Consider the following 12,754-nt stretch of genomic DNA (forward strand, 5'->3'; position numbering starts at 1 on the left):
TTGGGGCGATGATGCGATCGGAAACTCAGGAACATCCGCGGCCGCACGCGCCCAGGCAACCGCGGGGCGTCACGCCGTCGCCAGGTCGCCGTCCTCGTCGACGCTCGGCGCCGCCTCGGCGGTCGAACGTTCGGACATCGCCGTCGCGCCCTCGATTCCGGCGTCCTTCGGCAGCACGAGGTTCGCCACCACGGCCACCAGGAACACCACGGCCACGCAGTTCTGCGCGAACACGCTTTGGATCAGCTCGGGGAAGCTCGCGAACAGGGCCGACACCTGCGTGAAGCCTATGCCCACGGCCAGCGACAGCGCCGCGATGAGGATGTTGCGCTGCGAGAAGCCCGCCCGCGCGATCATCTGGAAGCCGCTGACGATGATGTTGCCGAACATCATGATGGTGCAGCCGCCCAGCACCGCCTCAGGCAGCGACGCGAAGATCACGCTGATCACCGGCAGGAACGCCGCCAGGATCATGATGACCGCGCCCGTGGCGATGGCTTTGCGGTTCACCACCTTCGTCATGGCCACGAGGCCCACGTTCTGCGAGAACGACGTGATAGGCAGGCAGCCGAAGCACGCCGACAGCGAGCTGACGAAACCGTCGCAGGCGATGGAGCCCGAAAGCTCCTTCTCCTTCACCTCGCGGTTGAGGCCCACCATGGTCAGCGCGGAGGTGTCGCCGATAGTCTCGGTGGCCGACACGAGGAAGATCAGCGTCACCGACACGATGGCGCCCAGGTTGAACTCGGGCGTGAACGGCATGAGCTGCGGCAGTGCGAACAGCTCCATGCTCTGGAAGCCGCTGAAGTCGACCGCCCCCGCAACCACGGCGCATGCATACCCGATGACCAGGCCGAACAGCACCGAAAGCTGCTTGGTCTTGCCTTTCGCCAGCACCTGGAACACCAGGCACGAAACCAGCGAGATGGTGCCCAGCAGCAGGTTCTGCGGCGATCCGAAGTCGGCAGCGCCGGAGCCGCCGCCGAACGAAGAGGCACCCACGCCCAAAAGCGAGAAGCCGATGGACGTGACCACGACGGCCGCCACGATGGGCGATATGATGCGCCGCCAATACTTCGCGAACAGACCCAGCACGCCTTCGATGATGCCGCCCACGATGATGGCGCCGATGGCGACGTTGTACCCGTACGTGGCCGCGATGCCCACGAGCACGGTGACGAACGTGAAGCTGATGCCCATAACGATGGGCAGGCCCGACCCCACGCGCCACAGCGGGAACAGCTGGATGAGCGTGCCGATGCCCGCGATGAGCATGGCGCTTTGCACCAGCATGCCCAGCTGATCGTCCGCGAGGCCGGCCGCCGCGCCCACGATGAGGATGGGCGCGAGGTTCGCCACGAACATCGCGAGGATGTGCTGGATGCCGTAGGGAATGGCGCGGACGACGGGGATGTCGCCGTCGAGCTTGAACAGGTTCTCGTGTACGAATGCTTTCATCGGAACGCGATCTCCCCCGTCTCGGGGTCCATGCGCTCCACGATGGCGAGCGATTCCAGGCGGTAGCCGCGTTCGCGCAGGTCGTCGCCGCCAGGCTGGAAGCCCTTCTCGATGGCGATGCCGATGCCCTCCACCGTGGCGCCCGCCTCGCCGACGAGCTCGATGAGGCCGTTCAGCGCGCATCCGTTCGCCAGGAAGTCGTCGATGATCAGCACATGGTCGTCGGCGTTCAGGAACTTCTTCGACACGATGACGTCGTACACGCGACCGTGCGTGAACGACTCGATGCGTGTCGTGAACATCTCGCCGTCCAGGTTGATGCTCTGAGCCTTCTTTGCGAACACCACCGGCACGCCGAAATGGCGCGCCACCACGCAGGCGATGCCGATGCCGGACGCCTCGATCGTGAGGATCTTCGTGATGGGAGCGTCGGCGAACAGCCGCTTGAACTCCTCGCCCATCGCGTCGAACAGATCGATGTCCAGCTGGTGGTTGAGGAAGCTGTCCACCTTGAGGACGCCCTCCGACTTCACCACCCCGTCGCGCCTGATGCGTTCCTCCAAAAGCTCCACGTGCCGCCTCCGTCGTCGTTCCGTCTTCATGCGTCGCGTCATCTCGCAGACGCAACGAACCTTTGCAGGACAGTGTAAAGGACGCATGCCGCCAGGGGAACGGGGAATTCGCTAGATCGACGGGTTGCCCGCATGGAAACCACGTGGGAAATGATGACAAGGAATGTGGAATCCGCGTGGGAACGGCGCTGGAAACGCGCAAGATCGAGCAGACTTTCCATGGTGTTGCACGCCATGGAAACGTAGAACGGGCCCGCTATACTTGTAGGTACGGATTCGATCCGGCGGCTTGGTGCCTCTCCCTCTCATTACTCTAGAAGGATGGAGGTGAAGACCATGACCGCTTTGGATTTGCTTGCGTTGGCCGAATTGCTGTTGAAGCTGATGTCTCGTATCATCGAGTTTGCCCTGGTGATAGAAGACGCGCTCCAGTCCCACAAGGGAAAGGAGCGCTCCAAGTAAACCCAAACCGCCGAAGCGATCCGAGAGCCGTGGGGAGCACCAACTCCCTGCGGCTCGCCTCATATTATACGCATCGAACGGCAGCTCGCAAGGGTTTCCAAGCGATGCAGCTCGCGTCCCTACAGCACCACTTGGCCGGTGAACAGCAGCACGAGCGACGTGACGGCGGCGATGAGGATGATGGCCACCACCACCTTGTCCACCGTGCTCTTGAGGTACGGCTCGTTGCGCTCCTTCTTGCCCTTGATGTACATGAGGATGCCCGGCGCGTACAGAAGCGACATGAGGGTGAGCCCCGTCGCGCCCGACGCCCACGCCAGGAAGAAGCTGTACACCACGCCGAACACGCCGAAAATGCGCCACAGCACCAGGCTGCCGCCCACCTTGCCCTTGAACGCGTCGGGCTCGGTGAACGTGAGCTTCGCGAAGTACGCCGCCGACAGCAGGTACGGCAGCAGGATCATGCCGGCCGACAGCGCGTAGAAGAACTGGTACGTGCTGTCCGAGAACAGCATGACCACGAGGAACGCCTCGATGATGACGTTCGTCACCACGAGCGTGACGATGGGGGCGCCCTTCTTGTTCGTCTTGGCGAAGGCCTTGATGAACACGCCCTGCTCAGCCGCCTCGTAAGGCGACTCGCTGGACAGCACGGTGTAGCCCAACATGGCGCCCACCAGCGACAGCACCACGCCGCCGTTGATGAGGATGGCGCCCCACTGCCCCACCGCGTGCTCCATGACGCCCGCAAGCGCCGGGTTCTCCAGCTGGGCCAGCTCGGACAGCGGCATGACGCCCATGCTGAGCACGCTGACCATGAGGTAGATGCTGAGCACGCAGATGAACGCGATGATGGTGGCCTTGCCCACGTCGCGTTCCTTCTTGGCGCGACCGGAGATCGCGACCGCGCCCTCGATGCCCACGAACACCCAGATGGTGATCATCATGGTGTTGCTCACCTGGTCGAAGAACGGCAGGCCCGGATCGGCGCCCTGCGACATGTTCGCCAGAAAGATGCCGAGGTCGAATTTCTGCAGAAAGATGATGGCCGTGATGGCTACGAAGATAGGCACGAACTTCGAGATGGTGATAACGGCGTTCACGCCGGTAGCCTCTTTGATGCCGCGCGATACGAGGAACACGTAGAACCAGATGAGCAGGCTGGCGCCGATGACCGACGGCAGGTTCGTGCCGCCGCCGAAGATGGGGAAGAAGTACGAAAGCGCGCCGAACAGAAGCGCCGAGAAGCTGACCGTGCACAGAAGCGCGCTGATCCAGTAGCCCCAAGCGCTGTTGAAGCCCAAAAAGTCGCCGAACCCCGCATTCGCATAGCTGTAGATGCCGCCCTTCAACTGCGGCTTGATGCGCGAGAGCGCGAAGAACGTCATGACGAGGCACAGCACCCCGATTCCCGAGATGCTCCATGCAGTGAGGATAGCCGCGCCGCTGGCGCCGCCTGCAGCCTGGTCGCCCGCCAACGTGAACACGCCGCCGCCGACGATGAGCGTGATGACCGTGGTGACGAGGCGAAAGATGCCCAGTCCTCCGTGGGGTTGGGGAATGCCCGAAGTGGCGGACGCGTGGTGCGATGCGGATTCGCTCATGTAATCACCGTTTCCTTGATGGACAACTGGTAGCATGATACTCCACAACATTGCATTCCGTCACACCGTTATGCAACATTTTGCATGCAGAGCGGTTGTCGTCCCGAGCGGAGCGCATGGCACGGAGATGGCAAGGGGCGGGACGTCACGCAATGACGAGGCGCTCCACGAGGACGTTTTCCAACGCCGAGCGGTTGAGGTCGCAACCCAGGCCGCTGGCATGGCCTTCGCGGTTGAGCGTCACCATGCCGCGCTCGGCCGTGTAGGGCGGATCGGTGATGTCGCAGGAGAAGTAACGAGCCGTGGCTCCGATGTCGCCGGGCGCACCCACCGCGCTCAGCGTCTCGAACGCGGCATGCAGGCGCCTGGACACGCCCGTGTCGTACATGCCGCCCATCCACACCTCGATGCCCCGCTTGCGCGCCATTTGCACGAAATCGAGCGCAGGCTGCACGCCGCCGCATTTTCCCAGCTTGAGGGCGTAGCACCGCAGCTCGGGCTGCGCCAACGCACGGGACAGGTCCTCGGGGCGCACGATGGACTCGTCGAGGCAGATGGGGGTGCGCAGCGTGCGCTGCAGACGCGCGAGGCGGCTGAACAGGTCGGTCGGCCCCACGGGGGGCAGGCGCCGCGGATCCAGCGGCTCCTCGATCCAGGCGACGTTCAGGCCGTCCAAGCCGCGCAGCTCCTCGGCTTCACGCTCCGAGAAGCTCTGGTTGGCGTCGAGCGTGATCATCATGTCGGGCAACGCGGCGCGCACGGCCTGCGCGCATGCGAGCGCGGTTCCCGGTTTCACCTTCAGCTTCACGCGCTTGTAGCCTGCCTCGGCGCAGCGGCGCGCGGCCGCGGCCGTCTCGACCGCGGAGCCCAGCCCGATCGCCGCGCCGGCCGGCACGGATGCCGAAGCGCCCGCGGTCGCGGCGTTCGCAGCCCCGCCGATCAGCTGCCATAGCGGCTTGCCGACGATCTTGCCGTACAGGTCCCACAGCGCAGGCTCGAGCGCGCCGCATGCCAACGGAAACGCCTTCGCCTCGGGAACGGCGGCGAAGGCGGCGCTCGCCTCGCTGGGATGCAGGAACGCCTCGCGCAGCACGATCGGAGCCAGAACGTCGTGGAGGATGCGCGCGTCCTGGTCGAGCGTTTCCGGCAGATACCAATCCGTCGGAAACGCCACGCACTCGCCCAGCCCCGTGCGACCGGCATGATCCGTCACTTCGACGATGATCGACTCGCGATGCGTCAGAGTGGCCTTGGCTGTTTTGAACGGCGTTTTGAACGGCAGCCGGATGCGGTGCAGCGTGACGCGCGCCACCTCGATGCGCTGGTCGTAGCGCCGCTCGAGCGCGACGCGGTCGATTTTCCCGATGCCCGTGCGCGGGAACTCGTCGAGCACGCACACGTGCTTCGGCAGGTACAGCTTCGACAGGCGCGGCGCCAAGCTGGTGCGAACGTACGACGCCAGCTGACGGTTCGTCAGGGATGCGAGCTGATCCGCCTGCGTCTGCGCTTGCGTCCGCTGCGCGTAGCGGCTCGCCCTCGGACGCGGCGCGGGCGCTTTCTCGCGCTCGACGAACGCAACAGGCCGTCTTCCCCAGCGGGCGTCGGGCGCGCCGAACACGTGGGCGTCGGATACCCCGGCCACGCGCAGCAGCTTCTCCTTGATCTCGGCCGGGTACACGTTCTCGCCGCCCGACACGAACATGTCCTCGGTGCGCTCCTTCACGAACAGCTTGCCGCCGTACAGCGCCGCCGTGTCCCCCGTCAGGAAGAAGCCGTCCACCGTGTACGCGGCGCGCGCGTTCAGGTAGCCGCCGAACAGGCCCGGGCCCTTCACGGCCAGGCGGCCGAACCCGTCGTCGCCGGGATCCACGATATGCGCCTCGTAGCCGGGCAGCAGGCGCAAGCCGCCGGTGAACGAAGCCGTCACCTGGGCGTGGGCGATTTGGCTGGACGTCTCGGTCATGCCGTAGCTTGCGTACACGCGCGCGCCCGCACGGCACGCGCGATCGAGCGTCTGCGGGTTGAGCGCGCCGCCGCCCAGCAGGATGCAGGAGTAGCGCGCGAGCGTTTCCGGCTTGTCCGCGGCCACCATGTCCTGCAGCATCTTATCGACCACCGACACGTGCGTCGCGCCCTTCTTCGCCGCGTCGGACAGCAGACGGACGGCGTCGAAGCGGCGGTACAGCACGAACGGGCTGCCGTTCAGCACGCTGCGCACGACGACCTGGAAACCGCCGATATGGTAGAGCGGCAGCACCGCCTGCCACATGCCCTCGCCGCGACGATTGAGCGTCCGGTTGGACGCTTCGGATGCGAAACAGATGTTTCCCCACGTCAGCGATACGGCCTTCGCACGCCCCGTGGTGCCCGACGTGAACATGACCACGGCGCGGGCGTCGAAGTCGAACACGTGCGCGGCGTGTTCGGCGAAGTGGATGACACTCTCGGCAGCATCCTGCTGCGCCACTTCGCTGCGACGGCGCAGCGACGCGCGGCCCGAGCTGGCGCGGCCGAGCGCCTTCGTAGTGCGGGGCTCGGCGGACGCCGCGTTCACGCGGGCGGCGAAGCTAGGGCGCACGCCGCGCCCCGTCGCACGGACGGCGGACGGTGCGGCCATCTCGCCCGTCAACATGGCCTTCGCGCCTTCCAACAGGCGCGACACGTTGGTCGCATCGACGCGCAACGAAGCCAGCGACACACCGGGCTTGCGGTCGATGTCCAGCAACCGACTGTACTTCTCGGCATCGGTCAGGCGGTTGTTGAGCGCGACCAACGCGAAGCCGCCATACGCGGCAGCCAGCATGACCAGCACGTACGCCGGATCGTTCGGCAGATCCACGGCGACGCAATCGCCCGGACGCACGCCGCGGTCCAGCAAGAGCCGCGCGAGCGCAGCGGACAGCATGCGCGTCTCGCGATACGAGTACGCCGTCTCGTTGCCCGCTTCGTCAACGTACGTGAAGCACGTGCGCTGCGGGAACTGTCGCACCGTGCTCTCGAACGCACCGATCATCGCTGCCGGATTCCTGCCTTTCGGTTGCCGCCTGCCAGACGTGCGATCTTACGGAAACTTGGGGAACTGGGTGAAGTCGGGAGCGCGCTTCTCCTTGAACGCGTCGCGACCCTCCTTCGCCTCGTCGGTGGTGTAGTACAGAAGCGTGGCGTCGCCGGCGAGCTGCTGGATACCCGCAAGCCCGTCCGTCGCCGCGTTGAACGACGCCTTCATGAAGCGCAGCGCCGTGGGGCTGAACTCCAGCATCTCCTGCGCCCAGCTCACGCACTCCGCTTCCAGATCCTCGAAGGGAACCACTTTGTTGACCAGGCCCATCTCAAGCGCCTCGGCAGCCGTGTACTGGCGGCAGAGATACCAGATCTCGCGCGCCTTCTTCTGGCCCACGATGTTCGCCAGATAGCCCGCGCCGTACCCGGCGTCGAAGCTGCCCACCTTCGGGCCCGTCTGGCCGAACTTGGCAGTCTCGGCGGCGATGGAGAGGTCGCACAAGATGTGCAGCACGTGCCCGCCGCCGATGGCATAGCCGTTCACCATGGCAATGACGGGCTTGGGCACCACGCGGATAAGGCGCTGCAAGTCCAGCACGTTGAGGCGCGGGATGTTGTCCTCGCCCACGTAGCCGCCGTTGCCGCGGATCTTCTGGTCTCCGCCGGAGCAGAACGCCTCGTCCTCATGGCGGCCGCCGTGGTTGACGCCGGTCAGGATGATGACGCCGACGGACGCGTCGTCGCGCGCCTCGCTGAACGCGTCGTACAGCTCGGTGACGGTGAGCGGGGTGAACGCGTTGCGTCGCTCGGGCCGATTGATGCTGATCTTGGCGATACCGCCTGCTGTTTCGTAGATGATCTCGCGGTACGCCTTGCCCGCCTGCCACGCAATGTCGCCCATGGCCGTCCTTTCGTCGCGCGCCGTGAGAAGCGGCTGCGCCGTGTGTAGAAGGGGATCTCCGACTAGATGTTCCCTATAGTAGCGCGTATCGCGCGTTTTCGCACCTCAAAGCAAAATTTCTCCGGAAAGATCAGGTACACTTCGCCAATGGTTGAAGCGAGCGCTACCCCGTGTTCTGCAGGCCGGCGGAAACCCCGGTCACGGTGGCCAGGATGAGCCCCAGATACTCGGTCTTGACCTCGTCCGAAAGCTCTTCCTGTCGGTTTCGGATCACGCGCAACGCGCGCACTTGGGCAAGCGAGAGCGCGTCCACGTAAGGGTTGCGCACGCGGATGGCGCAACCAAGCACGCGGCGGTGCTGCAGCGGCCACTCGTCTCCCACGATGGCCAGCGCCCACGAACGCGTCAGCTGCATCTCGTCGAACACCGCCTGAGCCAGGTCGTCGCGGTCGCCCAGCGCCAAGTACATCTTCGCAATACGCGCGTCGGTTTTGGCGATGGACATCTCCACGTTGTCGACGAACGTGGCGAACAGAGGCCATTCGCGATACGCGCGCTGCAGAAGCTCCAGGTCACCCACCCGTTCGCACGCCGCGCCCAGGCCGTACCACGCAGCCAGGTTGATGCGCGCCTGCGACCACGAGAACACCCACGGGATGGTGCGCAGGTCGTCAAGCGATTGGGCTCCCAAGCCGCGCTTGGCAGGACGGCTGCCGATGGGCAGCAGGCCCACTTCGGCCAAAGGCGTGACGGTGGAGAACCACGGCGCGAAGCCGTCGGTATGCAGCAGATCCAGATAGCGCTCGTAGGCGGCTTCGTTCAAACGCGCGGCCACATCGGAGAAGCGTACGGATGCCTCGGTGTTGACGCGCTCGACCGACGGCGCCGAGTTCATGAGCGTGGCCGCCGCGACGCTTTCGATATGGCGCAGCGCAAGCGAGCGGTTGCCGTAACGTGCGAAGATGACCTCGCCCTGCTCGGTCACCTTGAATCGGCAGTTCACCGACCCCTTCGGCTGCGCGAGCACCGCGCGGTTCGCCGGCCCGCCCCCGCGGCCCACCGCGCCGCCGCGACCGTGCATGAGCACGACGTCGATGCCGCGCTCCTCGGCCCAGCGGGCGATGCGCTCCTGCGCGGAATGCAGGGCGAGCGTGGCGGTGACGGGGCCGGCGTCCTTCGAAGAGTCCGAGTAGCCCAGCATGACCTCCATGCGTCGACCCGTCTGCGCCAGGCGGCGCTGCACGGCCGGCAGCTGCAGCATCCCGTCCAGCACGGTGACGCAGTTCTCCAAGTCCTCCAGCTGCTCGAACAAGGGAATCACGTCCAGCTCGGGCACGTCCTGCGCGTGCGAGAATGCGAGCTCTGCCAGCTCGTAGACGTCGGCCATGTGCCGAGCGCTCTTGGTGAACGACACGATGTAGCGTCGGGCCATCTTCTGCCCGTAGCGCTTCTGGATGGCGCCGATGGCGCGGAACGTGTCCAGCACCTCGCGCGTCATGGGGTCGAGCTTGCCCAGCACGCCATGGGAGCGGATATCGGCTAGCGCGCGTTCGTGCACGAGCGAGTGCTGGCGGAACTCCATTTCCACCATATGGAACCCGAACGTCGCAACCTGCCATATCAGCGTTTGCACGGGCCCGTACGCGGCGCGTGCGGCACCGGCGCGCGCGAGCGAGTCCTGCACCGTGCGCAGGTCGGCCAGCAGCTCTTCGGGCGACAGGTACATGATGTCGGCGTTGCGCGCCACGGTGCCCTCGAGGCGTGCGGCCATCACCAGCATGACGGCGCGGTGCGGCTCGAAGCCCAGGTCGTCGGCCACCCGTCCCGTCAGCGTCTCACTCATCTCCACGAGATGGCTCCACAGGTTCATAAGCTCTTCCGAGGGCGCGGTGTACCGCGACTCCAGCGTGAGGTTGCGCCCGATGTTGCGGCATTCTTGGGCCAGCTTGGCCACCATATGCGCGAAGTACTTCGCCGCCACGCGGCGCGACACCTTCGCTGTGACGTTCGGGTTCCCGTCGCGGTCCGACCCGATCCAGCTGCCCGGACGGAAGAACGCCGGGCACACGGGCGGCACGCTGCCGGCGTCCTCGCCCAGCACCCAGTCGTCGAAACGCCGGTACACCTGCGGCACTGTATCGAACAGCGTGTTGTCGAAGATGTCGATGACGGTGTCGGCCTCTTCCAGGGGCGTGGGCTTCTTGAGCTCGGTGGGCGAGGTGCGCACGAGCGCGTCGATCTCCTGCAGCATGTGGCGCTCGTTCTCCAGGAGAGCCGATCCGCCCAGGTAGGGATGCTCGTCCAGCAACGCGGCGATACGGCGGATCTTGCCCTCTACCGCTTTGCGGCGCGCCTCAGTGGGGTGCGCGGTGAACACGGGGTGGAATTCCAAGCGACCCAGCAGCTCGGCCGTGCGTTCGGGGCCCACCTCGTCCAGCAGGTGGCCGTACGCCACCACCAGCTCGTTCGATGTGTCCACGGCCGACTCCATCGACACGTTGCGCTCCAACTCGCGCAGCGTTTCCACACGGTAGTTCTCCTCGGACAGGTTCGCCAGATGGAAGAACGACGTGAACGCGCGCACCACCACTTGCGCTTGGTCGACCGGCAACGCGTCGATGAGCTCGACGGCCTCGCGGAACGCCCGCGCGCCCTCGGTGTCGGCCGTGGGGATGCCCTGGGCATCGGTGGGCTCGTCTGCGGCGACGGTGCCCGGGTTGCCCTCGTTCGCCCTGATCATGCTGTTGAACAGACGGTCGAAGAGAGCGCAGACGGCCGGATCGTACTCCTTGAGCACCTTTCGCTCCATGCGGAGGAACAGCACGAGGTTGTCGCGCAGGCTCTCGGGGATCTCGATCTCCGTGTAGGACTTGATAGCCTCGGCGGTGTCCGACGCGCCTAGATGACGGTCGAGGGAAAGGGTTGTTCCGCCTTCGAGATCGGCCATGATGCCTCCTGCTCCTGGAAAATGAGACAAAGGGACGGCGTCAATGTCTCATTTCGCCTCGTTCGTTTCTTGCCGCGTCATTATACTCGTTCGGGAACGACCAGAGACAGACTGTAACGCAACCTCGACAAGAGGCGAGGAGCGAAACCGTTTCGCAGCCAGCGCAACTCGCGAATCGGCCCGAAACTCTTCTTGCGAATAGTGGATCGTTTTGTATAATAAGGGCGAGCCGCAGGGAGCGTGTACTCCCCACGGCTCTCGGATCGCTTCGGCGGTTTGGGTTTACTTGTGGCGCTCCTTTCCCCTACGGGTTAGGAGCGCGCTCCTTATCACCAGAAACAGCTCGATGACGCGGGTAGCGAACTCCAAGAGCAAAATCACCAACGAAGCAATCCCCAAAACGGTCATGGTCATCACCTCCAATCATCTAGAATATTGAGAGGGAGAGGCACCAAGCCGCCGGACCGAATCCGTACCTACAAGTATAGCGGGCCCGTTCTACGTTTCCATGGCGTGCAACACCATGGAAAGTCTGCTCGATCTTGCGCGTTTCCAACGCCGTTCCCGCGCGCATTCCACGTTTCTTGCCTCCTTTTCCAATACGGATTCCGCGCGCTTTGCCATCGTTTCTCACGCGAATCGGAAGCGGGCGCTCGGCGCTCCGGCTTGCATCGGCGGCAGCCCAACGCGCCGTCCATCCGGCTCCTCGCGTCATTTCCTCAGAAACGACGCTACTTCCTTGGCAAAGGTGGCGGGGGCTTCCAGGTGGGCGTTATGGCCCGCGCCGGGAATGATGCAGACCGTCGCACCCGCTTCGGCAGCTTGAGCTGCGAGGGCGCGGTACTTCTCGTCGCGCTCGCCCGCCAGGTAGAGCAACGGCGTGCCGCCGGCGCGCAGGACGGCGAGCGTTTCGAGCGTTTCCGCACGCGAGGGCATGACGTGCTGGCCGGCTTGCTCGAACGTGCGCGCAAGAGCCTCGGCGTCGTTCGCCATGCGCCCCGCGCGCAGGCGCTCGCGCACGTCCGGCGGCAGGTCGCGCTGGCTGGCGAACAGGGGCAGCTGCTCCCAGAAATCCATGAAGGCTTCCAGGCCGTCGGCGCGCAGACGGGTCGCGCAGGCGGCATCGCGCTTGGCGACCGCTTCGCGCTCGGCCTGCGTGGCGGGGCCGAACCCGGCGGCTTCCAGGATGACCGCGGAGAACGCGCGCGGGTCGCGACGCAACGCTGCAAGCGTCACGCGGCCGCCCATGGAGTAGCCGAGAACCGCGGGACGGACGCCCTCGACATCGGCGATCAAGCGCGCGAAGGCCAGCAGCGCCTCGCCCTGCGCGTCCAGCGCGTAAGCGCGCGGATTGGCCGGGCGCTCGCTTCCACCGTGTCCCACCAGGTCGAGGGCGTACACCGGCCGGCCGGTTGCGGCCAGCTCGCTCGCCGTCGCGTTCCATGACGCCGAGCTCTGCGCGAACCCGTGCAGCAAGATAAGGGGCACAGCGGACTCGCGGCACGCGGCAGCAATCGCGCAGCCCTCGTCGGGCGCAAGGTCGGCCGCAGAAGCCTCAGCCGCCGGCGCTTTCCACACCTGAAACGAGAAGGATGCTCCACCGCACGAGAAGCGGCGCGTCTCGACGGCGCTCATCATCGGATCCCAAGAGCGCGTGCCGCAGCGCCATGCTCCACGCAACCGAGAAACGGCGAGCGCGTGCCGCGGAATTCGGCCGGAACCTCAAAATGTGGCACGGATCTACGGATTGGGCACGCTTTCGCCTCGGAAATCACCTGAAGAGCCGATGTGTCTCGACATAATCCCAGGT

General features: G+C 65.5%; 8 protein-coding genes. 1 reads left to right on the top strand and 7 read right to left on the bottom strand.

The genetic code is table 11. The features are described 5' to 3' along the window. Nucleotides 1-69: 69 nt before the first annotated feature. Both ELEN_RS14880 and ELEN_RS14885 read right to left on the bottom strand, forming a co-directional pair. Complete coding sequence (locus tag ELEN_RS14880) at nt 70-1,458, bottom strand: uracil-xanthine permease family protein (RefSeq protein ID WP_015761486.1); 1,389 nt, start codon at nt 1,456-1,458, stop codon at nt 70-72. Then, nucleotides 1,455-2,030: a xanthine phosphoribosyltransferase gene (locus ELEN_RS14885; RefSeq protein ID WP_009305325.1), complete on the bottom strand. Its 576-nt coding sequence runs from the start codon at nt 2,028-2,030 to the stop codon at nt 1,455-1,457. The genes ELEN_RS14880 and ELEN_RS14885 overlap by 4 nt, the downstream gene beginning before the upstream one ends. Before the next feature lie 327 nt (nt 2,031-2,357). On the opposite strand from ELEN_RS14885, the gene ELEN_RS16630 reads away from it, so the two are divergent. Further along, nucleotides 2,358-2,492: a hypothetical protein gene (locus tag ELEN_RS16630; RefSeq protein ID WP_009608410.1), complete on the top strand. Its 135-nt coding sequence runs from the start codon at nt 2,358-2,360 to the stop codon at nt 2,490-2,492. 119 nt (nt 2,493-2,611) lie between these two features. On the opposite strand, the gene ELEN_RS14890 is transcribed toward ELEN_RS16630, so the two are convergent. The 5 genes from ELEN_RS14890 to ELEN_RS14910 form a co-directional block, all read right to left on the bottom strand. Beyond that, complete coding sequence (locus ELEN_RS14890; protein WP_009305326.1) at nt 2,612-4,096, bottom strand: basic amino acid/polyamine antiporter; 1,485 nt, start codon at nt 4,094-4,096, stop codon at nt 2,612-2,614. A 145-nt stretch (nt 4,097-4,241) separates the two neighbouring features. After that, on the bottom strand, nt 4,242-7,109 hold the full coding sequence (gene menC / locus ELEN_RS14895) for an o-succinylbenzoate synthase (protein ID WP_009608504.1): 2,868 nt from the start codon (nt 7,107-7,109) through the stop codon (nt 4,242-4,244). A gap of 48 nt (nt 7,110-7,157) precedes the next feature. After that, nucleotides 7,158-7,997, bottom strand: a complete 840-nt coding sequence (menB, locus tag ELEN_RS14900; RefSeq protein ID WP_009305329.1) for a 1,4-dihydroxy-2-naphthoyl-CoA synthase — start codon at nt 7,995-7,997, stop codon at nt 7,158-7,160. Nucleotides 7,998-8,160: 163 nt separating this feature from the next. Next, nucleotides 8,161-10,944: a phosphoenolpyruvate carboxylase gene (locus ELEN_RS14905; protein WP_009608513.1), complete on the bottom strand. Its 2,784-nt coding sequence runs from the start codon at nt 10,942-10,944 to the stop codon at nt 8,161-8,163. Between the two features lie 711 nt (nt 10,945-11,655). After that, entirely contained in the window at nt 11,656-12,579 is a 924-nt protein-coding gene (locus ELEN_RS14910) for an alpha/beta fold hydrolase (RefSeq protein WP_015761489.1), read from the bottom strand. Between the last annotated feature and the right edge of the window lie 175 nt (nt 12,580-12,754).

This window comes from Eggerthella lenta DSM 2243 (genome assembly GCF_000024265.1).
GTDB classification, from domain to species: domain Bacteria; phylum Actinomycetota; class Coriobacteriia; order Coriobacteriales; family Eggerthellaceae; genus Eggerthella; species Eggerthella lenta.

Excerpts from the sequence above, each read along its gene's own strand:
- ELEN_RS14880 (WP_015761486.1), bottom strand. The coding sequence starts at position 1,458 with ATGAAAGCATTCGTACACGAGAACCTGTTCAAGCTCGACGGCGACATC.
- ELEN_RS14890 (WP_009305326.1), bottom strand. The coding sequence starts at position 4,096 with ATGAGCGAATCCGCATCGCACCACGCGTCCGCCACTTCGGGCATTCCC.
- menC (WP_009608504.1), bottom strand. The coding sequence starts at position 7,109 with ATGATCGGTGCGTTCGAGAGCACGGTGCGACAGTTCCCGCAGCGCACG.
- menB (WP_009305329.1), bottom strand. The coding sequence starts at position 7,997 with ATGGGCGACATTGCGTGGCAGGCGGGCAAGGCGTACCGCGAGATCATC.
- ELEN_RS14905 (WP_009608513.1), bottom strand. The coding sequence starts at position 10,944 with ATGGCCGATCTCGAAGGCGGAACAACCCTTTCCCTCGACCGTCATCTA.
- ELEN_RS14910 (WP_015761489.1), bottom strand. The coding sequence starts at position 12,579 with ATGAGCGCCGTCGAGACGCGCCGCTTCTCGTGCGGTGGAGCATCCTTC.